Source organism: Mongoliitalea lutea (assembly GCF_014652135.1).
GTDB lineage: Bacteria > Bacteroidota > Bacteroidia > Cytophagales > Cyclobacteriaceae > Mongoliitalea > Mongoliitalea lutea.
Genome location: NZ_BMYF01000018.1, coordinates 69,958 through 95,943 on the forward strand (window position 1 = coordinate 69,958; position 25,986 = coordinate 95,943).

The 25,986-nt window shown below is 39.0% G+C and carries 25 protein-coding genes and 1 tRNA gene; 9 read left to right on the forward strand and 17 right to left on the reverse strand.

The window, feature by feature from the left end:
- Positions 1 to 379: 379 nt before the first annotated feature.
- Both IE080_RS14220 and IE080_RS14225 read right to left on the reverse strand, forming a co-directional pair.
- Positions 380 to 949: a hypothetical protein gene (locus IE080_RS14220; RefSeq protein ID WP_229800649.1), complete on the reverse strand. Its 570-nt coding sequence runs from the start codon at positions 947 to 949 to the stop codon at positions 380 to 382.
- 1,237 nt (positions 950 to 2,186) lie between these two features.
- Complete coding sequence (locus IE080_RS14225) at positions 2,187 to 2,582, reverse strand: hypothetical protein (protein WP_189583918.1); 396 nt, start codon at positions 2,580 to 2,582, stop codon at positions 2,187 to 2,189.
- A gap of 489 nt (positions 2,583 to 3,071) precedes the next feature.
- Between IE080_RS14225 and carB the strand changes: the two genes are divergently transcribed.
- The 3 genes from carB to IE080_RS14240 all read left to right on the forward strand — a co-directional run bounded on the left by carB (position 3,072) and on the right by IE080_RS14240 (position 7,908).
- A complete protein-coding gene (carB, locus tag IE080_RS14230) occupies positions 3,072 to 5,891 on the forward strand; it encodes a carbamoyl-phosphate synthase large subunit (protein WP_189583920.1) in 2,820 nt (939 codons plus the stop codon).
- Positions 5,892 to 5,990: 99 nt separating this feature from the next.
- On the forward strand, positions 5,991 to 6,248 hold the full coding sequence (locus tag IE080_RS14235) for a DUF4834 domain-containing protein (protein WP_189583921.1): 258 nt from the start codon (positions 5,991 to 5,993) through the stop codon (positions 6,246 to 6,248).
- Positions 6,249 to 6,378: 130 nt separating this feature from the next.
- Positions 6,379 to 7,908, forward strand: a complete 1,530-nt coding sequence (locus IE080_RS14240; RefSeq protein ID WP_189583922.1) for a DUF4394 domain-containing protein — start codon at positions 6,379 to 6,381, stop codon at positions 7,906 to 7,908.
- A gap of 118 nt (positions 7,909 to 8,026) precedes the next feature.
- Here IE080_RS14240 and IE080_RS14245 read toward each other — a convergent pair whose 3' ends face one another.
- Positions 8,027 to 9,223: a THUMP-like domain-containing protein gene (locus tag IE080_RS14245; RefSeq protein ID WP_229800650.1), complete on the reverse strand. Its 1,197-nt coding sequence runs from the start codon at positions 9,221 to 9,223 to the stop codon at positions 8,027 to 8,029.
- Entirely contained in the window at positions 9,224 to 10,213 is a 990-nt protein-coding gene (locus IE080_RS14250; protein ID WP_189583924.1) for an aspartate-semialdehyde dehydrogenase, read from the reverse strand. It abuts the gene before it with no gap.
- A 182-nt stretch (positions 10,214 to 10,395) separates the two neighbouring features.
- On the opposite strand from IE080_RS14250, the gene IE080_RS14255 reads away from it, so the two are divergent.
- From IE080_RS14255 to scpB, 3 genes are all read left to right on the forward strand, one after another.
- Positions 10,396 to 13,725 carry a lamin tail domain-containing protein gene (locus IE080_RS14255; RefSeq protein WP_189583927.1) on the forward strand — a complete coding sequence of 1,110 codons (3,330 nt, stop codon included), beginning with the start codon at positions 10,396 to 10,398 and terminating at the stop codon, positions 13,723 to 13,725.
- 333 nt (positions 13,726 to 14,058) lie between these two features.
- On the forward strand, positions 14,059 to 14,442 hold the full coding sequence (locus IE080_RS14260) for a TraR/DksA family transcriptional regulator (RefSeq protein ID WP_189583930.1): 384 nt from the start codon (positions 14,059 to 14,061) through the stop codon (positions 14,440 to 14,442).
- Positions 14,443 to 15,003, forward strand: coding sequence for an SMC-Scp complex subunit ScpB (gene scpB / locus IE080_RS14265; RefSeq protein ID WP_189583933.1), 561 nt, complete (start codon positions 14,443 to 14,445; stop codon positions 15,001 to 15,003).
- An 11-nt stretch (positions 15,004 to 15,014) separates the two neighbouring features.
- Here the strand turns inward: scpB and IE080_RS14270 are convergent, their stop codons facing one another.
- From IE080_RS14270 to era, 4 genes are all read right to left on the reverse strand, one after another.
- Positions 15,015 to 15,680 carry a SprT-like domain-containing protein gene (locus tag IE080_RS14270; protein ID WP_189583937.1) on the reverse strand — a complete coding sequence of 222 codons (666 nt, stop codon included), beginning with the start codon at positions 15,678 to 15,680 and terminating at the stop codon, positions 15,015 to 15,017.
- A gap of 17 nt (positions 15,681 to 15,697) precedes the next feature.
- A complete protein-coding gene (locus tag IE080_RS14275) occupies positions 15,698 to 15,883 on the reverse strand; it encodes a hypothetical protein (protein ID WP_189583941.1) in 186 nt (61 codons plus the stop codon).
- A 78-nt stretch (positions 15,884 to 15,961) separates the two neighbouring features.
- Entirely contained in the window at positions 15,962 to 17,275 is a 1,314-nt protein-coding gene (der, locus tag IE080_RS14280; protein WP_189583944.1) for a ribosome biogenesis GTPase Der, read from the reverse strand.
- A gap of 14 nt (positions 17,276 to 17,289) precedes the next feature.
- On the reverse strand, positions 17,290 to 18,180 hold the full coding sequence (gene era / locus IE080_RS14285) for a GTPase Era (protein ID WP_189584025.1): 891 nt from the start codon (positions 18,178 to 18,180) through the stop codon (positions 17,290 to 17,292).
- Positions 18,181 to 18,486: 306 nt separating this feature from the next.
- On the opposite strand from era, the gene IE080_RS14290 reads away from it, so the two are divergent.
- Positions 18,487 to 18,559 (forward strand) — tRNA-Met (locus tag IE080_RS14290).
- Between the two features lie 161 nt (positions 18,560 to 18,720).
- Positions 18,721 to 18,942, forward strand: a complete 222-nt coding sequence (locus tag IE080_RS14295) for a hypothetical protein (protein WP_189583947.1) — start codon at positions 18,721 to 18,723, stop codon at positions 18,940 to 18,942.
- A gap of 47 nt (positions 18,943 to 18,989) precedes the next feature.
- On the opposite strand, the gene IE080_RS14300 is transcribed toward IE080_RS14295, so the two are convergent.
- The 9 genes from IE080_RS14300 to IE080_RS14340 form a co-directional block, all read right to left on the reverse strand.
- A complete protein-coding gene (locus IE080_RS14300; protein ID WP_189583950.1) occupies positions 18,990 to 19,205 on the reverse strand; it encodes a hypothetical protein in 216 nt (71 codons plus the stop codon).
- On the reverse strand, positions 19,202 to 19,486 hold the full coding sequence (locus IE080_RS14305) for a hypothetical protein (protein WP_189583953.1): 285 nt from the start codon (positions 19,484 to 19,486) through the stop codon (positions 19,202 to 19,204). Before IE080_RS14305 ends, IE080_RS14300 begins: the two co-directional genes overlap by 4 nt.
- 48 nt (positions 19,487 to 19,534) lie before the next feature.
- Complete coding sequence (locus IE080_RS14310) at positions 19,535 to 20,908, reverse strand: BT4734/BF3469 family protein (protein WP_189583955.1); 1,374 nt, start codon at positions 20,906 to 20,908, stop codon at positions 19,535 to 19,537.
- A gap of 119 nt (positions 20,909 to 21,027) precedes the next feature.
- Positions 21,028 to 22,176 carry an AAA family ATPase gene (locus IE080_RS14315; protein ID WP_189583957.1) on the reverse strand — a complete coding sequence of 383 codons (1,149 nt, stop codon included), beginning with the start codon at positions 22,174 to 22,176 and terminating at the stop codon, positions 21,028 to 21,030.
- Complete coding sequence (locus IE080_RS14320; protein ID WP_189583959.1) at positions 22,167 to 22,388, reverse strand: hypothetical protein; 222 nt, start codon at positions 22,386 to 22,388, stop codon at positions 22,167 to 22,169. The genes IE080_RS14315 and IE080_RS14320 overlap by 10 nt, the downstream gene beginning before the upstream one ends.
- 26 nt (positions 22,389 to 22,414) lie before the next feature.
- Positions 22,415 to 22,585 (reverse strand): hypothetical protein, encoded by a 171-nt coding sequence (locus IE080_RS14325; RefSeq protein WP_189583961.1) that lies wholly within the window; start codon positions 22,583 to 22,585, stop codon positions 22,415 to 22,417.
- 4 nt (positions 22,586 to 22,589) lie between these two features.
- A complete protein-coding gene (locus IE080_RS14330; protein ID WP_229800653.1) occupies positions 22,590 to 22,877 on the reverse strand; it encodes a helix-turn-helix transcriptional regulator in 288 nt (95 codons plus the stop codon).
- 84 nt (positions 22,878 to 22,961) lie between these two features.
- Positions 22,962 to 23,606 (reverse strand): hypothetical protein, encoded by a 645-nt coding sequence (locus IE080_RS14335; RefSeq protein WP_189583963.1) that lies wholly within the window; start codon positions 23,604 to 23,606, stop codon positions 22,962 to 22,964.
- A 1-nt stretch (position 23,607) separates the two neighbouring features.
- Complete coding sequence (locus tag IE080_RS14340) at positions 23,608 to 24,945, reverse strand: site-specific integrase (RefSeq protein WP_189583965.1); 1,338 nt, start codon at positions 24,943 to 24,945, stop codon at positions 23,608 to 23,610.
- Positions 24,946 to 25,434: 489 nt separating this feature from the next.
- Between IE080_RS14340 and IE080_RS14345 the strand changes: the two genes are divergently transcribed.
- Complete coding sequence (locus tag IE080_RS14345; protein ID WP_189583968.1) at positions 25,435 to 25,953, forward strand: lipocalin family protein; 519 nt, start codon at positions 25,435 to 25,437, stop codon at positions 25,951 to 25,953.
- Positions 25,954 to 25,986: the final 33 nt, after the last annotated feature.

The following is a 25,986-nucleotide window of genomic DNA, read 5'->3' on the forward strand; positions in this document are numbered from 1 at the left end:
GCAAAAAATACTGGGCACTGACCGCACCCCAAGATAGGTAGATAGGTGCATTTCCTCATCTANATTGATTGCTGGCAAGGAGGATACGTACATGGTTAAATTCTTCTATCCGTGTTTCAAGCGCCTGAAGCGTGATTTTACACATGTCACAGGTGGAGTTGAAGTAAACCAACAGAAAGGGCCGGTCCGAGGCAAACTCATCAATTTGTACTTTTTCTCCATTAAGTGTAGCTAAGGTCATGGAAGGAATAGACTGAATCTGTTGATTGATCCGTGCATCTTGCTCCGATTTTTGGTTAAACATCCATATAAGCCCTGCCATTAGGAACAGTAGAATTCCAGCTAAAGAGGATAATATGATTTTTCGAGGCTGCATGGCTTAAGTAAAATTAAGTGTTAGAAAAAGAACTAAAATCACCCAAAAACTCATAGAAAAGGCATAGGATCCCATGACGATCTTGGAACTTTCTGATTTTTTAAAATCTAGTTCGTGGCTAAAAAAATAAACAAGCAGGATACAATAAATAACCTCAAAAATATTGAGTAGTTGCAGAGGGTAATACCAGATAGAAGGTACGGAGGAGACCTCAAGTAGGCTTAATAGTGAAAATGGGGCAAAAAGCGTAAACTCAGAGTACGTGAGGTCTGATTGAGCCCCCAAAAATACCTTCAACACTCCACCTATTACAATGATGCTTTCGGCATACACCGCAATTGAAAAAAGACTTCCCAGACTTATGTCCTGATGTCTATTGGCGAAGAAGAGTCCTGCATAAAGAACCAAAGCCATCAAAAAGCATTTAATCGTTAAAATAAGGAAAGTTAAGAGCACTGAAAACTTGTTCCAATAGCGCATATCTTCCAACATATCCAAAAGGATATTTTCGGGGATTTCTATCTCTTGTTGGCCAGCAAGCTCGGCAGTAAGCAAGCTTTCAAAGTCTAGCAAAATAAAACTAACTAAGAAGAGGCAAAGCGAATAAAATCCTAGTATTCCCAAAATCTTCATAAATAACCCATTAAAACAGTAAACGACCGCTGGTCTAAAACTATACGATTAAAACTTTCAGCAAGAATAAATCAGAGGTGTTAAAAATCAAAAAAACAGGCATTTAAATATTTATAAAGTAGAATTAAATTGTATTTTTTCAACACTAAGAAACAGAATATTCTATTAAATCTCCCCCCCCCCCTTAAAAAGAAAACTTTCTTTTTCCAATCTTTTAGTTCAAAGAATTTTAAACTTTTTTTAGTTTTCAGTAATTTTTTTTGAGTACAATTTTAAAAAACGATCGCTATGAGAGATTTTGTGGAGAAGAAGAATGACATGACTAGAATTTTCTCAAAGATTGTTAGGTTTTATAAGTGCTGAGAAGACCGACCTAGAAGAGGTCACATGTTTATAGATACCAATTAAATAGTAGCCCTATTCGACCCCTTTCGGGGTCGCACCTTGGTTGTGGTTGATTTTGTGCTATAGGCATATGATCCTTTTGGGATCGTAAAGCTTTCTTTTGGGAAGCCGAATGCTTGAAATCAGCTTTTTCTTCTGTACTGATTTCTCAGGTAGTCTCGTAGAGACGGTCAACATATTAGCCGAGGGTTTCAACCCTCGGATTAAAATTCAGTTGATACCTCAAAGTCCCGTAGGGACGGCCGACATAAAAGCCTTTAGCCTATGTCAATCGTGTCTACGACACTTCGCCATAGTTTGTGATATTGCGTCAACGGGTTGAAACCCGTTGCTAAAATGTCGGCCGCTCCGATGGAGCTGTCAAATGGGGTATAGCATGATATTTTGAAGTAAAAATGCGTTATCCACCGAATACACAGTACCCGAAGATTTTTACCATTAAAATAGTAGAATAGAAGAAGAATGATATGTTTAGAATTTTGTCGACGATTGTTAGGAGTTATTAGTCCTGAGAAGCCTGACCTCGAAGTGGTTACATGTTTATAGATACGAATTGAATAGTAGTTCTATTCGACCCCTTTCGGGGTCGCACCTTGGCCTAGGTTGATTTTGTGCTATAAACATATGATCCTTTTGGGATCGAGGAGCTTTTTTGGATAAAGGGATTCTTTTACGGTTTCGAATGAAAGGATACAGGAGGATTTAAAAATACGCTACCAAAAATGACAGTGATTTTCCTTGCTGGATTTAGGTGGTAAATTTAAAAAAAGGATTATTGAATTTCTCTTTTGAAGAATAAAGCCGCTAATACGATGTAGGCGAACAGCACCACCAACGCTGTAAGTCCTACATAGTTGCTATAAGCGAAATTTAACAGCTCTAACCATACTGCTAAATGGATCGCAAATAAAATCAAACCAGTCCATCTTAATGGTCTTGCCAAAGTAGATTTTTTTTCAAATTGCCCTAATATATTCATCCGTGATTTTTCAGATTGAGTAGGGGAGGTGGTCTTTAAGTATCTGTACAAGGAATAATTAATTCCCGCTGCCATAAGCAAGACAGCAAGCATTGGGATTATCTTTAATTGAGTTGTGCTGAAATAAACAAATGCAACGAGGATAAAGGTCCAAATAGGAACAGCTATTTTTAGATAATTTATTTTCATAACTCATGTATCTGCTGTACCCACATTATTCGATCGGAATACGAGGGCTCTTTCTACATAAACATCTTGTTTCGATCTTTAAAGAAAGGTTTCGAAGTTCAAAATTTATGTATGATCGACTACAAGTTTTTTAGTCAAACATAGTGCTAGCGTATAAATTGTGGCCATCAATGTAATTACATATATAATTTTTAAGGCCGAAAGTTCAAAAGGCCATATCAGAATGATATTTAGCCAACCAACAAAAGGATTATACAAAAGCCAAAAGTTTTCACCAAATGTTCTCGCTGCAATAGTTAACAACCCAATGATGTTACACATAATCATGATTAGGTCTACTCCATGTTTTTTAAACAGATTTGGCTTAAATTCTTGCCATTTTACCAGTTTATTGCATTTTTTTCTTTTCCATCGGGCTACTTTAAATTATTTGCCTAATTTTACGCCAATTTAGCCATCAGTATTTAACCTTACTTAAACCTCCTTGTAATGCCTAAAGACTCCAGCATTAAACACGTCTTACTTATCGGTTCAGGTCCCATCGTTATTGGTCAAGCATGCGAATTTGATTACTCTGGCTCTCAGGCCTCTAGGTCTTTGAGAGAAGAAGGGATTAAAGTTACCTTGATCAACTCGAATCCAGCGACTATTATGACGGATCCGGTGACTGCGGATAACGTGTATTTGCTTCCCTTAGAAAAGAAATCCATCGTAAAAATCCTTCAAGAGCACCCAGACATTGATGCTGTACTGCCTACTATGGGCGGTCAGACGGCTCTTAATCTTGCTATTGACTGCGAAAAAGGTGGCGTTTGGAAAAAATTTGGTGTTCGCATGATCGGTGTAGATATTGACGCTATTGATACTGCTGAAAACCGTGAGAAATTCAAAGCCTTGATGGAGAAGATCGGTGTTGGGGTGTGTAAAGGTGATACGGCTACTTCCTTTTTGCAAGGAAAAGAAATTGCACAGGAAATCGGCTTTCCGCTGATCATTAGAGCATCCTATACCCTGGGCGGTGCGGGTGGAGCTTTTGTGGAAAAGGCAGAAGATTTTGAAAAATTACTATCAGCGGGTTTGCAAGCTTCGCCTGTTCACGAAGTATTGATTGAGCAAAGCATCCTGGGCTGGAAAGAATACGAGTTGGAGGTGATGCGGGATAATATCGGGAACATGATTGTGATCTGTTCTATTGAGAATTTTGACCCTATGGGTGTACATACAGGAGACTCCATTACCGTGGCCCCTGCAATGACACTTCCTGATACAGTCTATCAGCGCATGCGAAATTATGCGATTACCATGATGAATAGTATTGGAAATTTTGCTGGAGGTTGTAATGTGCAGTTTGCCGTAAGTCCTGATAATTCGGAAATTATCGGTATTGAGATCAATCCACGTGTTTCCCGTTCTTCGGCTTTGGCATCCAAGGCTACAGGCTATCCCATAGCTAAAGTTGCTGCCAAATTGGCAATTGGTTACAATTTGGATGAATTGACCAATTCGATTACAGGGACTACTTCTGCATTTTTTGAACCGGCGATTGATTATGTGATTGTAAAGATTCCTCGTTGGAATTTTGATAAATTCAAAGGCTCTGATCGTCGATTGGGACTTTCCATGAAGGCGGTAGGTGAAGTGATGGGTATTGGCCGTAACTTTCAAGAGGCCTTACAAAAAGCTTGTCAATCTCTGGAAATCAAGCGTAATGGCTTAGGAGCAGATGGGAAAGAGTTAAGAAATCAAGAGGAGTTACTCTACAGCTTAGCAAATCCAAGCTGGAATAGATTGTTCCATGTGTATGATGCATTTAAACTTGGAATTTCTTTCCGTACCATTCAGGATATAACAAAAATCGATAAGTGGTTTTTGAAGCAAATTGAGGAGTTGATTCAAATAGAAAATGAGATCGAGAAGTACAAAATCGATACCATTCCTGCTGAATTGATGGACAAAGCCAAGAAAAGAGGCTATGCTGATCGTCAGATAGCGCATTTGTTAAATTGTTTGGAATCTGAAGTTTTCAACAAGCGCTATCACGAAATGGGTATCAAGCGTGTCTATAAATTGGTAGATACCTGTGCTGCTGAGTTTGAGGCACAGACACCCTATTACTACTCCACTTTTGGAGAAGAAAATGAATCTACCACCTCCAAAAAGAAAAAAGTGGTGGTCTTGGGTTCAGGACCAAACCGGGTAGGGCAAGGAATTGAGTTTGACTATTCTTGTGTGCACGGCGTTTTAGCAGCTAAAGAATGTGGCTATGAAACCATCATGATCAACTGTAACCCTGAGACGGTTTCTACAGATCCTGATATTTCTGATAAATTATATTTTGAACCAGTTTTCTGGGAACATATTTACGAGATCATTCTTCAAGAAAAGCCAGAAGGGGTCATTGTACAGTTGGGTGGACAAACAGCTTTGAAGTTGGCCGAAAAGCTGGATAAGTACGGTATCAAGATCATCGGTACGAGCTATGAAGCCCTTGATTTGGCAGAAGACCGTGGAAGATTTTCTACCTTATTGAAAGAAAATGAAGTGCCTTACCCTGAGTTTGGTACGATACACAATACAGACGAAGCGCTTGAACTTTGCAAGACCATCGGATTTCCACTATTGGTAAGACCTTCTTATGTATTGGGAGGTCAAGGTATGAAGATTGTAATCAATGAGAAAGAATTGGAAGAGCACGTAGTGAATGTATTGCGTGATATTCCAAACAATGAGATTCTCTTAGACCATTTCTTAGAAGGTGCCATTGAAGCTGAGGCGGATGCCATCTGTGATGGTGAAAATGTTCACATTATTGGTATCATGCAGCATATAGAGCCTGCTGGTATTCACTCAGGAGATTCTTATGCAGTATTGCCGCCATATAATTTGGGCGATTATGTGATGCGTCAGATTGAGACCTACACCAAAAAAATCGCTTTAGCACTCAGGACTGTTGGTTTGATCAATATTCAGTTTGCCATCAAAAATGACAAGGTTTATGTAATTGAAGCCAACCCAAGAGCGTCTAGAACCGTTCCATTTATCTGTAAAGCGTATCAGGAGCCTTATGTAAATTATGCTACGAAGGTGATGCTGGGAGAGAAAAAGGTCACAGACTTTGAATTTAACCCTGTGAAAAAAGGTTATGCTATCAAAGAACCGGTATTCTCCTTCCACAAATTCCCGAACGTCAACAAGGAATTAGGACCTGAAATGAAGTCTACAGGAGAAGCTATCTACTTCATTGAAGATTTGATGGACGACTACTTCCTCAAAATCTACGCTGAACGAAATTTATATCTTAGCCGTTAATCTAAAAGTACTCATTACTACTGATTAATATATTGAGTGAGAGACAAGACTTAATTTACAGAGTCTTTTCTCTCGCTTCTAAATTCTAATTGTCTCCCCATGGGTTTTCTTTTAAAATTTATACTGATTGCTATTGCTGTATCTTGGATATTTTCCAAGCTATTGAAATTCTTTGTGCGTACTAAAATCCGTCAATTTGCTGCACATGCAGATGAGTTGAGACGGGAAGAAGAGCGCAGAAGGAGACCGGAACAGCAAGGAGTGAAGGTTGACCATATTCCACCATCGTATCAGGAAAAGAGAAATCGTGATTTAAAAGGTGGAGATTATATAGATTATGAAGAAGTAAAAGACTAAGTCTTTTTGTTCTTTTTTCATCTGGTCAATTGCGAGCTCCAAAGTCAATCACTTTCTCAAATAAGTTTTTTTTAAAGTGGCTCAATCCAGTTGAGTCTCTTGCTTCGTATGTGATAAAAAACTAAATCACATGAAGCATATCAACATCTTAGTCAACAAGGCATGGTTAGTACTTGTTGGCTTACTCATCTTTTCGAGCTGTAATGATGATCAGTCAGAATCTCCAGTTTTAGACATGCCCGAAATGGGTCAAGCTCCTGATGTATCATTTGTTGGATTAACCAATGACAACAGGATTGCTACGTTCAATGCAAGATCTCTTAATAATCCCATGGATGTTAGGATGATTAGTAATCTTCCGGACGGAGAGCAGATCATAAGTATAGATTTTAGACCAGCTACTGGACAATTGTATGCATTGGGTTCAAGCAGTAGACTTTACCATATTAATGAGTTGAATGGAAGAGCTACGGCATTAGGCAGTGGCCCATTTGAACCTCGCTTGAATGGGGCAAATGCATCTATTGACTTTAATCCGACTGTAGATAGAATCCGATTAGTGACCGAATCTGGGCAAAACTTACGTCTACATCCGGAATTAGGGACGGTAGTAGCAACGGATGGGCAGATTTCCGGAGGTAATAATCCAAGAATTGGAGCTATTGGGTATACGAATTCAGTGGCTGGAGCTACATCCACGCTGCTCTTTGATATTGACTTTCAAAATGACAGACTTTTTGTACAAGATCCGCCTAACGATGGTGGTTTAAGAGATATTGGACCTTTGGGTATCGATTTTCAGGGTGTAGGGAATTTTGATATCAGTCCTTCCAATGAATTTTCCTTAGCAGTGACATTCGTAGACAATGAGTCTAAGTTGTATACGATCAATCTTGAGAATGGTAACGCAACATGGGTGGGGACATTTAACCTTCCGATAATTGGTCTATCATTTAAAACTGACCCTGTGGTATTTGCAACTCTTACAGATAATTCCTTAGCCAGAATCAATCCTTCTACTGGAGCCATGTCAACCGTTGCAATTGGGAATTTGAACACGGGAGAAACCGTGACAGGTATTGATTTTAGACCAAGAAATGGTGCCTTGTATGGTGTAACCAATCAGAATCGATTAATTACCATCAATACTGCAAATGGACAGGTCGCTCAAGTAGGTTCTGCTCTATCACCTATGATTGATGGTGCCGCTGTTGGATTTGACTTTAATCCATTGGTTGACCGTATCCGATTAGTAACGAATACAGGTCAAAATTTACGTTTGCATCCGGATTTAGGGACAGTAGTTGCTACGGATGGAATGTTAAACCCTAATGATCCGAATGTCACAGGTGCAGCTTATACAAATAATTTCGACGGAACCACAAGTACTTTGTTGTATGTGGTGGATTCTGAAAGTAACATGCTGATGGTACAAGATCCACCAAATGATGGTGTTTTGGTAGCAAGAGGTCCGCTTGGGATTATGATCGGTGATTCTAATGGGTTTGATATAGGCGGATTTACAGATAATGCATATGGTATTTTTACAGTTGGAACTACGACTGGTCTTTATTCTATAAATCTTTCTACCGGACAAGCTACCCTGGTAAGACAACTAAGTTCAGCAGTAACAGGAATGGCCGTAGGTTTAGGTTTTTAAGAAAGTTTGATTAGGTTTTTTTGTTTAGTGAATGGTGAAAGTGGCTGCTCACCTCTAATATCTTTAGCATATTAGCAGGTAGAGCAGTCATTTTTTATTATTCTGCGATCAGTCGTTATTAGACTAATTTTCCAATCCAAAGTTTGAAATTCGCACCTTCTTTGGCACCGATTAAAAACTGATTACCACCATCTTTTAGCCTAAACTTTTTTTTCAGCTCCTCAGCTCCCATACTGTAGTTGCGGGTGAGGACGTTGATTTTTCCATCTGGCACCAAAGCCTTTAATTCCTTTTTAGGATGGTGTATCTCGTAAAGAATTTCAAAAACTCTTCCCGGGATTTGATTAGAAATGCTAGTTCCTGTGTAAAGATGGGTATTAGATCCTAGTTTTTTAAAATTATAGCGAAGCGCAAACAACTGAAAGCCACCTGCTTTGAGAATAGAGCTTTGGGGTTCAATAAGGAATTTTTCAACTGGCCCTATGGGTGCAAATGATTCTTGCTCTTCTTCAAAAGTAAAGTCAAATTGTCTTGCGCCCTTCTCAAATAAGGGATGTAGGCTTACACAGGATATAGAAACTGCTTGCTGTTGTGAGCTTTTTCCTCCGATCAATAAAATCTCCTTTACTTCGTTTCTTACATCCAAAACAATTACCTGCTGTATGTAAGGGAGTTCCTTTAAAGCTTGTTTGATATCCAACATAGGGGAAGCCTTGACCATGACTTTTTTCCCTTTTTCAAATAGGAGTTCGGCATAATCCACAACATTTGGTTCACAGTCGGATAGCTTGTATAATTTTTGATTGGAATCCCCTCTTCTGGCAGGGTCAATAAAAATCCAATCAAATGAATCTTGTCTTGACTTTAACCAATTTATGCTATCACCATTGATACATTCAAAGTGAGTAGGCGATAATTTTTCAAGGTTGTGTTGGGAAATTTTAAATAGCTCCTCATTTCGCTCACAATAGGTAGCTTTTTTGAAATGTTTGCCAATAAAATAACTGTCTATCCCCAAACCTCCCGTTAGGTCTACAAAAGTTTCTCCACTAAGCAAAGAAGCTTTGTAAAGCGCGGTTTCTTCTGAGGAGGCTTGCTCCATGGAAAGGCTTACAGGGAATAGTAGGGACTCATTTGCATACCATGAAGGTATTTTTGTTTTGGCTTTTTGTCGGGCTTGAATTTGTTGCACTGCAAACTTCAGGTCAAAGTCTACCTTTCCTGAATAGCTCAAAAGCAAATGTGCAGGATCCTCCATCAGGTGGTCCTGCACAAAAGCTTGTATCTTGTCAATATGTTCTTGGCTGAAATCCAATTAGGCCATGCTATGATCTACCAAGTATTTTGCAATCTGAACGGCGTTTGTAGCAGCACCTTTTCTCAAGTTATCCGCTACAATCCACATATTGAGTGTATTTGGTTGCGATTCATCTCTTCTTAATCGACCCACAAACACTTCATCTTTTTTGTGCGCCGTCAAGGGCATTGGGTAGATATTATTTGCAGGGTCATCTTGTAAGATTACTCCAGGGGTTTTTCTAAGGATTTCTTTTACTTCTTCTAAGTCAAAGTCCTGATGAAACTCCACGTTCACCGACTCTGAGTGTCCTCCCATAGTAGGGACACGGACTGTTGTAGAGGTTACCTGTATGGTATCATCCCCAAAGATTTTTTTGGTCTCGTTGATCATCTTCATTTCCTCTTTGGTATATCCATTTGGTTGGAAGACATCAATATGGGGCAATACATTTAAGTCGATTTTGTGTGGATACACCATTTCGGCCGGTTCTCCGGCACGCTCTGCCATCATTTGGTCCACGGCAGCTTTGCCAGTTCCTGTTACGGACTGATAGGTTGACACGACAATTCTTTTGATACCATAGCGTTCTTTCAAAAGATTCAAGGCAACCACCATTTGTATAGTAGAGCAGTTAGGATTGGCTATGATTCGGTCGTCAATTCTTAAATCTTTTGCATTGATCTCAGGGACAACCAATTTTTTGCTAGGATCCATTCTCCATGCCGAGGAATTATCGATGACAATCGTCCCAACAGCTGCAAATTGTGGAGCCCATTCTAAAGAGGTGGAACCACCTGCGGAGAAAATAGCAATATCAGGCTTCTCAGAAACAGCCTGTTTGAGCCCCATGATGGTGTATTCCTTACCCTTGTAGGTCATCTGTTTACCTGCTGATCGCTCAGAGGCCACTAAGAGTAATTCGTCAAAAGGGAAATTGTGCTCATCCAGCACTTCGAGGATTTCTGAGCCTACCAATCCGGTAGCTCCTACAACGGCTAGTTTCATGATTTAAACTGATTTTTTTAAATGAACCGCAAAGGTACGGGAAGAATTCCCAAAAAAAATATAGACATGGCTTTAAATTACATAAACGAAAAAAACACCCGATGATTTTTGTGTTTTTTTTAATTTTAAGTGATTAAACGTTTACTAACCGTTTGTAGGAATTTCATTTTTTAACTTTTGCTATGCTTAGGACTTTATGCATAGCTTTTTTGGTGGTAGGTTGGCAAATAGTTTTTGCCTCCAACTATTGTGCTGCTCAACAATTACAGGATTTTGAGTCAGCCTTCCGGATTGTATCAGCTCCAGAAGAGTTTCTTCCAAACTGGTCTGCCAATGAGGTGCGTGGAACTGCTGCACGAGTTTTTCAGGCGAATGGACAAGGAAGGAATGGTTCTAGAGCTTTAGCTGTACAACCGATTGCTAGTTTTAATGGACAAATCTTTATTCGTGTGGATTTTTCTAACGTAGAACAACCTAAACTTGCTTTTTTTGCGCGAACAGGTGTCAATGGAACTGGAAATCGGGCATTGGAGGTATTTGTATCCTTTTCTTTGGATGGTGGGGATATCTTTGAGGACCGTGTTCAAATTGGTTCATCCACTACTTTCCCTAATGCTAATACCTCTTACAGGCTTTATGAGGTGATTGTTCAGGAAAAGTATCTTTCGCAGTCGGATGTATTGATCAGAATGGAGGTGAACTTTGCCCAAGGGACGGGCTCTGCTGCACGTTTTTTTATGGATGACTTTGGGGTATTTGAACTTGAAGATGAAGTTAATCCATTACAGGTGACTAATGCACGGCTTCAAAGTCCCTATCAGTTACTATTGGAATTTGATCGCCCATTTAGATTTCCGGAAAAAACGCAAGTACGTCCACAAGGTTGGAATATTTTGCAAATGCTGCAGCAGCGAGATAAGTTTCTCCTGCTTGAAATCGGTCAAGGCCTTCACTTAGATCGCTATTCTTTGGAATTAGTGGATTTGGAAGATTCGGATGGGTTAGTTACAAGCCTGATAAGCGTTGCTGTGGATAATAGTTTAGCTGTGTTGGGAAATGTTTGGATATTTTCTCCTACTAAGCTTCGATTGCTTTTTTCACAGGAATTGGACCCATCGTCAATTGTACAAAGTGGGTTATTTTCAGTTGGCGGTCAGCAGCCGGTAGCAGTGGACTTATTAGAAAGTGGCTTTGAGGTGGACCTGACACTCAATCAGGAGCTCGTGGTAGGTCAGGAGTTAGTTGTTAGGGTAGGTCCATTTAGAAGTGCTCAAGGAGAAGCTACTGCAACTTCGCAGCTTTCCGTGCTCTATCAACCGACAATTTCAGATGTTTTGGTAATTGACGATAAGACGATTGAGTTAGTCTCATCTGAGGCTTTGGAGAGTTTCTTAGGGGATTTTTCTATTCGTGAACAATCGATAGGAGTCTCTCATATCATTTCTTCCGATGGCAAAACAGTTCTGGTAAATTTGGATGCTCCAATGGAGGAGTTTTTGGTGTATGAACTTCAGATCCCTTTGGCATTTACCAAAGAAGCTGTTGTTATTCCGGGTTTCTCATTAGATGTTATTTATGATCGTACAGCCCCTGAGGTTACCTCTGTACTTGCGCTTTCGGATACCCGTTTATTGTTAGTCTTTTCGGAGCCAATAGATCGGGCCTTTGCTGTCAAACCTGAGCAATTCCAGATTGAAAACCACTTTCCATCAAGGATTGAATTCACAGGGAATGAAAGTGAGTTGATTTTGGAGTTCTCAAACGCATTTCAGGTTGATTCGGAGTATGTAATTCTGTACAAAGGGATTGTAGATATGTTTGGAAATGTGCAGAAAGAGGGGCGATTTGATTTTGTATTCCGGGTTCCAGCATCATTAGGATTTAAAGATATTATTATCAACGAGCTGATGCCTGCACCGCGTTCGGGTAATGCATTGCCAAATGTGGAATATGTGGAACTTTATAATAGAACCGATGAGCTATTGGCATTAGAGGGCTTGCAATGGGCTAATTCCAGGAGGGTGACCCAGATTCCCGCATTTGTCATGCCGCCTAAATCCTATGTGCTGCTTACGCCGAGAAATCAAGTCCATCAATTTGCTACATTTGGACCTGTACTGGGTTTGACTAATTGGCCTACTTTACTTAATTCGGCTGACCAAGTACGGTTATTGGATTCCAAGGGGGTGGTGTTGGATAGTCTTTCTTATACTACAGCCAATTTTGGAGGAAGTGCCTTTGCTTCGGGAGGATATAGTTTGGAAATTGCTAATCCTGACATTTTATGTGACTTGCCTACTAACCTGCGGTCTTCAACTTCACCAAAACGTGGTACTCCTGGGAAAACCAACTCAATTTTTGATTCAAATCCAGATCGAACCTTATTTGTGTTGGAGCGGGCTACAGTTTTGGATAGTCAGCGGGTGTCATTGACTTTTTCGAAAATCTTAGGAGACATTGCTAGCATGAGGCTTCAATTTTCACCCTCACTTTCAATTGGTCAGATCAATTTTGGTAGTAGTAGAACGATTTTGGAAGTCCGTTTGGATAGTCCTTTGGAACAAGGTAAGCTGTATCATGTTCAGGTGGAAAATTTATGGGATTGTACGGGGAGGTCACTAGAGGAAGCAAAAAATAAGGTAGCTGTCATCTGGCCATTTGATGCAATAGAAAATGAGATTGTGATCAATGAATTACTTGCCAACCCACGAACAGGAACTCCACGATTTGTAGAGATCTATAATGCCTCCAATAAATACCTAAATCTTCAAGATTGGAAGTTGGCCAATGTGAACACGGCAGGAGAGATAGCTAATCGAAGGATTTTGTTTTCAGAGCCATTCGTATTAGAGCCGCATGAATATCTTGTGTTTACCACTGATGCTACCCAATTAAAGCAAGAATACCCCAAAGGAAGGGAAACTCGATTTATAGAACTGTCTTCACTGCCCAGTTATCCGATTGCTGGAGGAACAGTTGTGCTTTTGAATGCAGATGAGACAATTATCGAATTGTTTACCTATCATGATCGTATGCATCATCGTCTACTGAGGGATTCAAGAGGTGTGTCATTAGAGCGATTGAGTGCTCAGGTGTCTAGTCAAGATCCGGCTAACTGGACTTCGGCCTCCAGTTCTATGGGTTTTGCAAGTCCAGGGTTTAAGAATTCCCAAAGCTTTTCTTTTGGAAATGCGGAGATGAATATTCGTATTTATCCAGAGATTTTTGTTCCCGAGGCACCAGGAGAACAAGGCTTTTGTTCTATCAGTTATCAATTGGAGCAGTCAGGTATGGTGGGGAGTATTCACATCTATGGTACGGATGGTCGTAGGGTGAAAGAGATATGTCAAAATGCGATCTGGGGATATCAGGGATTCTATGTGTGGGAAGGAGTAGATGATGCTGGCAGAAAAGTCAGGCCTGGGTATTACATTGTATTTGTGGAAATGTTTGATTTGCAGGGGAACCTAAAACAGGTAAAAAAAACAGTCGCCGTTGGTACAAGATTTTGAATTTGTGTATCTTAATTTAATTTTTTTCGTACATTTAAGAAAGTGTCTCACCCAAAACCTAATAACCATGAAAAAAGATCTCATCAGCCAGGTTCTTAAAAAGTACTTTATTGACAAAGGAAAAAATTTAACTATTATTCATCGGTATTTGCGAATAAAATATAGGATGTATGTAGATGAAAAGTTACTTGAGAAAAGATTAAATAATCTTTCGTTAAATTAAAAAAAGCCGCGTGAAGCGGTTTTTTATTTTTTAATTCAATAGCTCCCCTTATTTTAGGGGAATTTTCCGTAGAGGGTAATAAAATCAACCACTTTAAAATTAACAAGCGTATGAGTCACGAAGAAAAAACAGCGTATTCTCCAGAAGAGTTGAAAGAATTTGAGGAGATCATTTTAAATAAACTTTCGATCGCCAAAGGTGAGCTGACGAACTTGAAGGAAACATTAAGTAAGAAAAATGATAGTGGTACAGATTTTACAGCTTCTACATCAAAGCTGCTAGAAGATGGCGCTGATACCTTGGAGCGGGAAAGTCTCAACCAACTTGCTGCTAGACAGCAAAAATTTATTATAAACTTGGAGAATGCACTCATTCGAATTAAGAATGGTACTTACGGAGTGTGCATCGATACCGGTAAACTCATTGCCAAAGAGCGCTTGAAGGCAGTTCCTCATACCATGCATTCCATTGAAGCCAAATTAGCAAAAAAGTAATTGGACTTTCTACACAAACATATTGAAGCATTGATTTTTTGCTCACCGTCTCCGTTAGGCAAGGAGGAAATCCAACGTTGCCTAACGGAGATGTTTGAGTCTGAAGTGCCTCTAGCGCATATCACCGAAGCTATCGATCAGCTATTAGAAAAGTATCTATCAGATGACTTTTCGTTTGCTCTTGAAAATATTGCTGGGGGATTTCAGTTTTTGACCAAGCCTGCTTATCAGACAAGTATCGGTATCTTGCTCAAGCAGCAATCACAAAAAAGATTGTCTACCGCACAGTTAGAGACCTTATCAATTATTGCTTACAAACAGCCAGTGACTAAAACAGAGGTAGAGCAGATAAGGGGAGTAAATTGTGATTACTCTATTCAAAAACTCCTGGAGAAAGAATTGATTGCCATTAAAGGGAAAGCTGATAGTATTGGTAAGCCGCTATTGTATGGTACGAGTGACAAATTCAAGGAGTACTTTGGGATCAATTCGATTCAAGACCTTCCACAGCCTAAGGATTTTTCAGAGGAGGAAAATCAGATTGGAGCCCAAAAAGAGTAAGTAACCAAATTCTATTCGATAGGTAATACCTCAGCTCTCCCTGAAATTAAATACCTAGATCCGCTTGGGACTTCTTCGCAGAGAACTCGTGTTCTCCGGCTTTCTTTTTTTACAAATGTTCGTTGCTGAAGGATAAATTGTTCTCCTACCTTCAAATCCATCAAAAAAATTAAAGACTCATCCCGATTGCTGTCAAAAGCCCTGATAGCCTTGATTAATTGATGGTCTGATCCTGTACTGGCTTTTGGGTTTCGCATGTATTTCCCCAAGGGTAGGAGTATGTCTAAAGGAAATACTTCGGTAGTGAATACAGGATACATTAGATCCCGAAATTTCGTTTTCCATTCATTCCCATGTGGTTTTACAGCTGTACCATAAGTCTCATAGGTGTGAAGATGGGCAACCTCATGAAGAAAGGTGATTAAAAATTGATAGGGATTCAGATTATGGTTAATAGTAATCGTTTGTATGCTTCGATTCCTTTGATACCGAAAATCCCCAAGCTTGGTCGTCCTCTCCTTGGTAATCTTAAACGTGAAGGGTTTTTCTTTCCACAAATGAAAGCAATGGTCAACTGCTTTTTCGGGGAGGTATTTTTGAAAGGCGTTTCGGAATTTATCGTCTGTACTCACAGAACAAAAATAAAAAAAGTCCGACAATAATTGCCGGACTTTCATTTGAAGTTTAGTAAGAATTAACCTTCAACTTCTTCAGTTACTTCTTCCATAGCTTCTTCGATTTCTTCAGTAGCCTCTTCGATAACTTCTTCAGTCTCCTCGATGATTACTTCGATTTCTTCAGTAGCTTCTTCAGTTTTGTTTCCGCAAGCAGCAGTGAATAACATTCCAGCTACAGCGAACATTGCAAATACCTTTTTCATGATGTTTGGTTTGTTTCTATTTTGAGCTTGCAAATGTACGACCATTCATGTAAAAGTCAATAGCAAGCTTAATATTTTTTATTTTTTCTTATAAGTTATTTTAATTGGAACTCCTTCAAAATCAAAGTTTTCACGAAGTCTGTTTTCCAAAAACCGTGTATATGGGTCTTTAATGTACTGTGGAAGGTTGCAAAAGAACGCAAAAACAGGGTTTTTGGTTGGGAGTTGGGTGATGTATTTTATTTTAATATATTTTCCTTTCAATGCTGGTGGAGGATATTTTTCGATTTCCGGAAGTAACAAATCATTGAGCTTGGAAGTGGAAATTCTTCGTGTTTTGTTATCGTAGACTTTAACTGCCAATTCGATTGCTTGGAAAATCCGCTGCTTTTCTTCCACAGAAGTGAAGATGATTGGGATCCAACGGTTTTCACCGAGTTTTTCCATCATTTCCTTTTTAATCTTTTCCATGGTTTTGTGATCTTTTTCGATCAAATCCCATTTATTGACCATGATCATCACTCCCTTATTGTTCTTGATGCCTAAGCTGATCAAGTTTATGTCCTGAGATTCTAATCCGCGGGTAGCATCTACCATCACAATGATAACATCAGAGTCTTCTAAAGTACGCAAGGAACGCATGACCGAATAGAACTCGATATCCTCTTTTACTTTGGCTTTCTTACGGATACCAGCTGTATCGGTGATGATGAAATCCTTGCCAAATAATTTATATCGGGTGTGGATGGCATCACGGGTAGTTCCGGCCTCATCTGTTACTATGGAGCGTTCTTTTCCTAGTAAGGCATTCAAGAAAGAGGACTTTCCTACGTTAGGTCTTCCAAGAATAGCGATTTTTGGGATACCCTCATCCGGGTTTTCATCGCCTTGGTCAGGGAAGTGTGTAATTACCTCATCCAATAAATCTCCTGTACCGCTACCGCTGACCGCCGCAATCGGGAAAATTTCGTGATCCGTCAGTCCTAAGGAATAAAATTCCGCTGCCATCAGTGCTTTTTCAGCAGAGTCAGCTTTATTGGCGACAATGTAAATAGGCTTGTTACTTGTTCGCAGTACATTGGCAAATTCTTTGTCTAGGTCAGTCAATCCGTCATGACAGTCCACCACGAATAGGATCACATTTGCCTCCTCTAAGGCTAATTTTACTTGTTTACGTATTTCTGCCTCGAACACGTCTTCTGAACCTGTAACGTACCCTCCTGTATCGATGACGGAGAAGAATTTTCCACCCCATTGGGCATGTCCGTAATGCCTATCACGGGTTACCCCGCTGACGTTGTCCTCGATTGCTTTTCGTTCTTCTACTAATCTATTGAAAAAGGTAGACTTTCCTACATTGGGTCTACCGACGATTGCTACTATATTAGCCATACGATGCTGTATTTTTATTGGTCGTAACCAAATCTTCTTAATTTATTTTTGTCTTTTCTCCAGTTTTCGGCCACTTTAACGAATGTTTCCAGAAAAATTTTCTTTCCGAAGAATTTTTCCATGTCTTCTCGTGCTTGTGTTCCGACTTTTTTGAGGGCTTTGCCACCTTCACCGATGATAATGCCTTTTTGGCTATTACGCTCGATGTAGATAACAGCTCTGACGCGGATGATGCTGTCTTCTTCATAGAAATCCTCGATAGCTACTTCTGTAGAATAGGGAATTTCCTTTTTGTAGTTGAGGAAGATTTTTTCGCGGACAATTTCTGAGGCGAAGAAGCGCTCAGGTTTGTCTGTCAGTTCATCTTTATCATAAAATGGTGGATGGACAGGGATTCTGTCCAAAATCTCTTGAAGGATGCGTTCGGTATTGAAACTTTCGGTAGCAGAAATCGGAATTACTGTTTCTGCCTTGATTCTTTGCGTCCAATAGGCGGTTACCTCCTCCAGTTGATTTTCTTTAGACAAATCAATTTTGTTGATTACAAGAAGTACAGGAACACCTGAATGGTTGATCTTTTCAATTACGTCTTCTATTTCTTCGTCTGTTTCGAATAGATCGGTTACGAAAAGAATCACATCTGCATCCTCCAAGGACATATTGACAAAGCTCATCATATTTTTGTGCAGCTCATATTTTGGTTTGAGCATGCCCGGAGTATCGGAAAATACGATTTGATAATTGTCATCATTCATGATACCCATAATCCTGTGACGGGTTGTCTGGGCTTTGGAGGAGATGATCGAAAGTCTTTCACCTACCAGCACATTCATAAGCGTAGATTTGCCAACGTTGGGTTTACCCACGATGTTTACAAATCCAGCTCGGTGTGTAAGTTCGGTCATGACTATAGTTTTTTGTGCAAAGGTACTCGAAATTTTTGGGCTTTTGGTTAAATCCATCGAATAAACCAAAGATAGTTTGGTTTCTAGGGTGGAAAATTCATCCAAATGCATAAAAATGAATGATTTTATTGAAAAAACTTTCCGTTAATAAGTTGCTAATTTTCAGGAGGTAAAAGAAATCATTGGTTTGCTGTGCAAAATTATATTACCTATTCATTTGCATTTTATCATTAAACTCTCTACTTTTGTACCACGAATTCAGCAAATGGCTGACATAATTTAGAAAAAGGCAAATTTAAGAAATATCGCGGGATGGAGCAGTTGGTAGCTCGTCGGGCTCATAACCCGAAGGTCACAGGTTCGAGTCCTGTTCCCGCTACTATAAACCCCTTATACAAGCTGTATTTGGGGTTTTTTATTTTTGGGGGACACTTTAGGGGATACTTTGCCGAAAATTGCCCTATATTTTTATCCTAATGATCCTTTTTTTTAATGTCGAAAAACTCTTTTTTTATGGACTCCAAAAATTCAATTTCATCCATGGCAAAAATATTCTGCAATGATTGTAAAATCAGTATGCCTGCCAAAAAAGGCTTTATGGTATTAAACGAACTTTGGGAAAAGTTTGGAGTTGGAAAAAATCATCTTTGTATGGACTGTTTTGAAAAACGGCTAAACAGAAAGTTAACCAAAGACGATTTAACAAAATGCTTCTTAAATGAAAATGTCAATCCGGATACTATCAAAATTTTGCAGACTTGACTTAGTTAGTTAGATATGCGTATAGGGTTTTAACCAACTAACTAAGTTCAAATCCATTCAATCTTTGGGAATGTCATTCCAAAAACCCTTGATAATAATTCCCTTCTCTTTTGACTCGCTTCCTCTTTAGCTTTATTTTCAGCTGGTATCCATTCGATAATTGGGATATGTAGGCCATTATCTAAAAGAAACTTCATTTCTTCTTTGTCTATGGTCTTATCCAAATAGGCTTCTAAAATCTTTCTTTTGTCTTCTACTCTCATTGATTGACGATTTTATTTATCAATAAATCCAAATCATCTTCACTCATGCTGTCCAAGTCAATCCTTTGGCTGTATGTGGTGGATTGTAGCTTTGGCAGTAGATATGGCAGTAAATCAGTCATAAATTTAAGTCTGTCCTTAGGTTCCAATGATTCCAAGTCTTCTTGGATGGTATCAAAGTTTGCATCAAATAACTGCTGTATTAAATCCCTCATTTGAGTATTGACTTTGTTCTTGGCTCCTTTCGGACGTCCTGCATTCCCTTTTTCAAACTTTCCCATGTCACCCGTATTTATACCGTAATTTACGGATTTTTTTAAAGCTTCTCATCATTGAATAAGTGAGGATTCCAGCCTGTATCTTTTAAGTAATTCCTTATTTGCCAAAATTGCCTTTTCTGAAATTTCACAATCTGCAATCTCGTTTCTAAGGCGTTGGTTCTCCTTATTTCTTTTTCTAATTTCTTGGATAGTTTTTCTAATCTTATAAGATACAGATTTAATTTCTGATTCAAGTCTGTCAATGTCTGCTTGGGTGTCATCGTTTTCAGTGATTAAAGTTTTTTTTTGTGGTACCTGATAAACACAAACAGTGTCAATTCTGAATTTCTTCCATGCGTTTTCCTGATAGGCAGGCGGTTTTGATTCTGCCATCATCAGAAAGTTTTCAGATACATAAAAGCCAAAATCCAGTATTTCAAAGACTGTGGACTTGGGGATATAAAAATGATCGTCCCCCTGCCATATCTTAAATGCTTTGTCTGAATAGTCCTGAATGTCTGTAAATGGGACAAACAAACATTTTAAGTCGGGGTGGATAGGTGCTTTCAATCCGTCTGCAATTCCTTCCCTGATCGTCCTGATTTCCCTGTCTTGGACGTCCTTGGCATCATGTCCCCCATACTGTGATAAGTATGCACTGATGATGGTTTCCTCCATGGTGTGTGGCAGGTATCCCCCTGCAATCAATCCCCCTGCTAAACGTGAATATTCAAGTCTTTTTGCGTGCCGTTTCCCCTCCACTGCTTCTGATATCCTTTTTAAGATCCAGTTTTCTAACCATGCAAAGTATCCATCAGATACGGGCGTTTTAAGCGGTGGAGGTGTGACTTGGGGGACGGGGTACGTTTGTATCATCTTTGTAAATTGAACGGCCTGATGATTAAAATAAGGCTCTAAATCGTATGAATAACCCCTTAAGGATGCTATGTTTTTTGGCTGTCCGTCCAATTCAATCCCCCATCCGAGAAAGATTTTTTCAAGGCTGTCAAAATATCGTTTATGGTTTTCGGGTTCGGGTGGTATGGGGATAAGTCCCCAAAATCCCCGTCCTGATGCAGACAGTCCAAAGTATGCTATGTTTGGCAGTTTACAAAGTTCTGCTTTCAAATCATCCCAGTTTGATATCCCAAGATTGTTTTTAGACTTGTCGATATCAATTTGAATAAATCCTGAATGCTTCACCAATTTTTCCATTAATGGTATCCCCCTTTTCCTGTTTTTCAAAATTGCACTTGGAGTGATGGCAGGCAGTGTGGATTTTATTGCATCCCGTTCTTTCTTATCGTCTAATGTCCGGATAAGATCCACTTTATCTTTGTACTTGGTGGAGGTTAACCAACTCAGTAAATTTACTGTCTTGGGGTGTGCTGTTTCTTCATAATCTTTAAAGCAACTTACTTCTATATCAAGGATTGATTTCATGTTTTGAACTTGTTTAAGTTGGTTAACCGAGTAACTTAACCGAGCAACCAAGTAGAGTTTTGAACTTAGTTAGTTAGATAAAACCCTATGCACGTATCTAACCAACTAAGTAGAGTTATTTAGGAATTCAAAGTATAGACTGTTTTCGGGCTGTTTAGGCGTCCGTTCCTGATTATCCATTTTTGGGACAGATAGTATGTCCTGAATTCCTTTGCCCTTGTGTCCCCGATTTCAAACAGTGTCTTGATCCTGTCTAATACTTCGCTTCCCTTGACTTCATCCCCAAGATCATCAAATATTTGCTTAAGGATTTTTTTGTGATCGTCTTCTGATATTTCATTTGGTGCCATCGTCTTTTTGCTTTTGATGTCAGGTTTTTTCCAGTCCCCAACTAATTCAGGCAGTCCATTTTCATTGACAGTAAAAGCGAAAACATCAGGCTCCCTGTCCCTGCAAAATTCAGGTTCCACTATGGAAATTTTTCTGTCTTGGCGGTCGAGTGATACGGATAAAACTGTTTCTGCCTTATTGACTAACTCAGTCCCCAAATGTCCCCTTGCGTTTTCATCCCCTTTATTCTGATGCAGGACTGTGATGATGTGAATATTTCTTTCTTCTGTCCATCTCAGTAGGTGTGATGCAATCTTTGTGGCTTCTTCTTCATCGTTGATGGATGTGACTAAATCCCTGATTCCGTCAATCGCAACAAAACCCAAATCAGGTTCTGAATTGATGTAAAAATCAATGATTTCAAGACGTTCCTGTGGTGTATGCCTTCTTAAGCAGAAAGTTTCAAAATTGACAGGCTCTTCTATGCTTGATAGCCTGCAAACTCTGTGATAAAAACTTTGTACGTGCTTTCTTGACTGTTCTGTATCAAAGAAAACCACCTTTGTTTTATCATTAGGCAGGTATCCTTTAAATTTTCCTGATAGGGTTTTATTTGCCACTAATGCAGACAAAAACAAAGACAGGCTAAATGTCTTCTTTGACTTAGCTTTCCCGATTATCAAGGAAAAATTTCCCAGTGTTGAAATTATCCCATCATGCGTATCCCCAACCAATGACAAACAAGTGATGGAGTCTTCTATTTTTTCCTTTGGGTCGATTTTAGCCATTCTAAGCCAGTCTTTTACCTTAACTTTGTTATTTATCGGTTTTGGCGGTTCGGGCGTTCCTGATGGCTCCTTTATAGCCTCATTCATTGACTTAGCAACTTCATTCAGATCCATGGCAGGCAGACTGACTTTTCTTTCATTCAATTCCATCGTCCTGCCTCCTTTCTGCTTTTCTGAAATTCATCGCTGTCAAGGTATCCGTCAATAATGAAGTCTATTGCACTTCTTGCCATCAAGTTTCCAACTTCACATTCCATTCGTCCAATCAAGATGCCATCATGTTTGATGACAAATAAGGCTTGATTTTCAGGTTCGGACAGTCCAATTACATCAAATGAAACTATTTCACCGGATGGGGACACTTTCTCAATTTTAAACCTGCATGCTTTCATCCTTGGCAGGCCTCCACCCCTGTAAAAGTTGAATTTAGATATCCAGTCTTGTCTGTCAGGCCTAAAATATCCGTATATTTGAATACTGCTTTTGATTGGATACCATAAGCGGTGGTGGCATCAATGGGATTCTTTCCGATTGGTGCCATTTTCTTTTTTAGCTCCATCAGATTAATACTTTGTAGTTTGCGTTTTGTAAAGTGATGCTTCTATTTCGCTGTCTTTATACAGGACACGTCCCCCGATAAGATAAGACTGAATAAGTCCCCGCTTAGTCCAATCATTAAGCGTGACAAGTGATATTTTCAACTTGTCTGCACATTCTTTTCTTGTCAGTAGTTTTTCACTTGGGGTGGAGGTGTTAACAGGCATGATGTCCTTGACTGCTTCTTTGATGGCAGTGTGGATAATCCCTGTAAGTTCCTCAGGGGTGTAGGTGGTTAAAATCAAATTGTCCATAACTATTGTTTTTTAGTGATGGCACAATTTTAAAAAGTAGAAAAGCGGGGAATTTTCGGGGATTCCCCAACTTGTTAAAAAAGATTAATCATCATCAAATGATGAAGTCAGTCCCAAGTTATTTAATATTTTCTTGGTGTTCTTTTTTGCTGTTTTTGACAGGTATTCTTTTTTTCTTAATGAAGACCTGATATTTTCCACTTCATCAATATTTAGGATGGTAGCAATAAGTTTGGCCTTGTCTGTTTCCCTTGCTCTGCCTGAATAATTTTTGTTAGTAAACTTTTCCTCAATAAGATCCAGTATGCCTAAATCATCCAGTATGCAAAGTGCGTGTGGCAGGTTCTTTAATGCCTCCACTTTTTCGGGTGTTGTAAACAGTTCTTTATCAATTTTTTCACTGTATTCCTTTGCCCACTTGAGAATGATTTTTGGGTCTTTTATTAATTCAGGAATTGTTTTAAAATCTAACTCTAGTCGTTCTTCCTCTGTATGTTCTTTGTCTAAATACCATTCCCAAAATACTTCTTTCCAGTCCCTTGGTAGAATTAATGACTTTTGTTTTAAGATATGTTTGACTGTTTTTAAGGTTTTTTTGAAAATAGCCTCATTATTACTTTCAAATTGACTGAATGCCTTTGTAAAATCAGATACGGCTTTTCTCAATTCAGGTGTTATTTTGTCATTAAAATCATCCCCCAGTTCTTTTTTGATCCTTGAGTTTTCCATATCAACTTACTTTTAAAAATGACTTATTCCAGTGATCCAGTAGCTGTTTTGCGTTTTCTTCCGGAGTGACTTTAATGTAGAGTAAAAAAGATTTCTCTGTCCGGTGTCCTGTGATTTTCATCAAACTGATGGCAGGAAAACCACTTTTATAAACGTTTGTCGCAAAGGAACGGCGGGCGGTGTGTGTTGTAACCAATTCATATTTCTGCATTTTGGTGGAGGTTTTTAGGCCTCCTTTGATGCGCTCCACTTCTACTTGGGTTCTCAGGATATCCACCCGCTGTGCTATTTCTTTTAGATAGGAATTCATCTTTTGGTTTGATATGGCAGGGGGCAGACTGTTTGAATGTTTCCCCTCATATTTTGCCATGATCGCTTTTACCATCGGATGGATGGGGATGACTACTTTTTCCCCTGTCTTGAATGTCTTGATTTCAAAAAACCTGTCCTTGATATTTTCAGGCCTGATGGTGGTGAAGTCTGAAAATCTTAAACCTGTCCAACATCCCACTACAAACAAGTCCCTGACACGTTCCAAGTGTGGTTCCTTACTTAGATCCAGTTCAAAGATTTTTTGCACTTCATTTTCATTCAGATAAATGGAAAAGCCTGCCACTTTGTGAGACTTAAACTGTTTTGATTGGAAAAACATATTTGTGTTATATCCATTTTCGGTGGCATACAGTAAAAACGTCTTAAGTACTTGAATATACTTACCTACTGTATTGAGTGTAAAACTTGGCTTGATGACTACTTTTTCCCCATTGACAGTTTTAGATTTTTCTTTATTCAGATAGGCCACAAACTTTGTATAAAAGTTTTGGTTGATGGTTTCAAAATCCAAGTGATAAGTCTTGGAAAAGTCCATTAGTAGTTTTTTTGTGGTCTGATATTTTTGAATTGATCGCTTATCAAATCGTTTCCCCGAACTTGTCAGGCGTGTCCCGTCTTCTGATTCCCTGATAAATCTTTCAAACAGTTCCATGAATGATGGCAGTCTGTTTTCATCGTCCGGACTTTGGACAGGGATATCTTTCAGGACTTCATCCAGTTTTGATTTTAGCAAATCGGGTGCGGGTGGATGTCCTAATTCATTTTCGAGTTCTGATAAAATCCTTTCTGCTTCCGACCTGATAAACTTCAATCTGTCATTTAATGTCTTGGCCTGTGGGAATTCCTTGACTTGTCTTGAAAGTTGGGTGTCTTCATTCCAGTACTTGGGATGGATGCTTTTTGATGTGGAGTATTTAAAGCGGTTCCCATGATAACTGATAAATAATAAAATCGGGGTGTCCCCGTCTTTGGACTTTTCTTTTAGGTAATAGTTAAACTTTGCCATGATGACTGTCTTTTGATTGGATGCTTAAATATACGAAAAAGAAAAAGCAGGGGACACTTTAGGGGACACTTTTCCTTAATTTAATCTTATTTCTTTTATCCTTATTTAATTAGGTAAAAATGTAAAATACTGAAAAACAATGTATTTAAATAAAATGCTATTAGTTTAAAAAAGGGGGTATTTAGCCCTGTTCCCGCTACTACGAAGACCGGTCACAATTGACCGGTTTTTTTGTTTCCGCTAATCTCGTCGGGCTCCTATCCGCCGCGACGGACACAGTTCGGTCTGTTCCCGCTACTACAAAGCCAAGCAGAGATGCTTTTTTTTTGTTTAATTGATTTTTGAAGTAAATATTTACAGTACATACAGTTCAAGTTGATATACTTGTCCAGAAGAATTATACTGTTCAAATAAAAGTAATATGACTTAAAAAGTTTGCGCTGTCTTGTTGATTAGCTATCTTTAGAGCTTCTATATGTTCATAAAATTATGAAAAATTTATTGAAATACTATTCATTATTATTGGTTTGCTTGTTGTTCCTCTCTTCCTGCAATAATGATGATGAACCTGAGGTTTCGCCAATTGTGGGAACTTGGAGTTTTGACGATTTTGAACTGAAAAGTGTTACTGTAAATGGTCAGCCTTTGGTGCAATTTCTACAATTTTTGGGAGCATCCCAACAAGAGGCTTTGGAAGCAGAAGCTGAAATTAAGGAGATAATATCGGCGACAGCAAATTTTGAAAACACAACTTTAAATTTCCGGTCTGATGGCACTTATGAGATTCGAGTGAATGGCGTGATAGAGGAATCTGGTACTTATGAATTGATTAATGGGAATACATTATTGCGCCTCTTATCAGAAGGTAATGTAGATGAACTTCAAGTAAGTAGGTTGACTACTAATCAGTTAACGTTATTAATAGATGAAGAGGATAGCGGGGATTTTCTAGGAATTGGGTTCCCTGTTTTGGTAAGAGCTCAATTGGAATTAAATTTACGTAAATAGGGATAAAATTCTAAGAGAAAAATTATTAGCGTG

Excerpts from the sequence above, each read along its gene's own strand:
- IE080_RS14250 (WP_189583924.1), bottom strand. The coding sequence starts at position 10,213 with ATGAAACTAGCCGTTGTAGGAGCTACCGGATTGGTAGGCTCAGAAATC.
- IE080_RS14235 (WP_189583921.1), top strand. The coding sequence starts at position 5,991 with ATGGGTTTTCTTTTAAAATTTATACTGATTGCTATTGCTGTATCTTGG.
- IE080_RS14275 (WP_189583941.1), bottom strand. The coding sequence starts at position 15,883 with ATGAAAAAGGTATTTGCAATGTTCGCTGTAGCTGGAATGTTATTCACT.
- IE080_RS14315 (WP_189583957.1), bottom strand. The coding sequence starts at position 22,176 with ATGGAATTGAATGAAAGAAAAGTCAGTCTGCCTGCCATGGATCTGAAT.
- IE080_RS14295 (WP_189583947.1), top strand. The coding sequence starts at position 18,721 with ATGGCAAAAATATTCTGCAATGATTGTAAAATCAGTATGCCTGCCAAA.
- IE080_RS14260 (WP_189583930.1), top strand. The coding sequence starts at position 14,059 with ATGAGTCACGAAGAAAAAACAGCGTATTCTCCAGAAGAGTTGAAAGAA.
- IE080_RS14300 (WP_189583950.1), bottom strand. The coding sequence starts at position 19,205 with ATGAGAGTAGAAGACAAAAGAAAGATTTTAGAAGCCTATTTGGATAAG.
- carB (WP_189583920.1), top strand. The coding sequence starts at position 3,072 with ATGCCTAAAGACTCCAGCATTAAACACGTCTTACTTATCGGTTCAGGT.
- IE080_RS14305 (WP_189583953.1), bottom strand. The coding sequence starts at position 19,486 with ATGGGAAAGTTTGAAAAAGGGAATGCAGGACGTCCGAAAGGAGCCAAG.
- IE080_RS14240 (WP_189583922.1), top strand. The coding sequence starts at position 6,379 with ATGAAGCATATCAACATCTTAGTCAACAAGGCATGGTTAGTACTTGTT.
- IE080_RS14270 (WP_189583937.1), bottom strand. The coding sequence starts at position 15,680 with ATGAAAGTCCGGCAATTATTGTCGGACTTTTTTTATTTTTGTTCTGTG.
- IE080_RS14340 (WP_189583965.1), bottom strand. The coding sequence starts at position 24,945 with ATGGCAAAGTTTAACTATTACCTAAAAGAAAAGTCCAAAGACGGGGAC.
- IE080_RS14325 (WP_189583961.1), bottom strand. The coding sequence starts at position 22,585 with ATGGAGCTAAAAAAGAAAATGGCACCAATCGGAAAGAATCCCATTGAT.
- IE080_RS14345 (WP_189583968.1), top strand. The coding sequence starts at position 25,435 with ATGAAAAATTTATTGAAATACTATTCATTATTATTGGTTTGCTTGTTG.
- IE080_RS14225 (WP_189583918.1), bottom strand. The coding sequence starts at position 2,582 with ATGAAAATAAATTATCTAAAAATAGCTGTTCCTATTTGGACCTTTATC.
- era (WP_189584025.1), bottom strand. The coding sequence starts at position 18,180 with ATGACCGAACTTACACACCGAGCTGGATTTGTAAACATCGTGGGTAAA.
- IE080_RS14255 (WP_189583927.1), top strand. The coding sequence starts at position 10,396 with ATGCTTAGGACTTTATGCATAGCTTTTTTGGTGGTAGGTTGGCAAATA.
- IE080_RS14310 (WP_189583955.1), bottom strand. The coding sequence starts at position 20,908 with ATGAAATCAATCCTTGATATAGAAGTAAGTTGCTTTAAAGATTATGAA.
- IE080_RS14335 (WP_189583963.1), bottom strand. The coding sequence starts at position 23,606 with ATGGAAAACTCAAGGATCAAAAAAGAACTGGGGGATGATTTTAATGAC.
- der (WP_189583944.1), bottom strand. The coding sequence starts at position 17,275 with ATGGCTAATATAGTAGCAATCGTCGGTAGACCCAATGTAGGAAAGTCT.
- IE080_RS14330 (WP_229800653.1), bottom strand. The coding sequence starts at position 22,877 with ATGGACAATTTGATTTTAACCACCTACACCCCTGAGGAACTTACAGGG.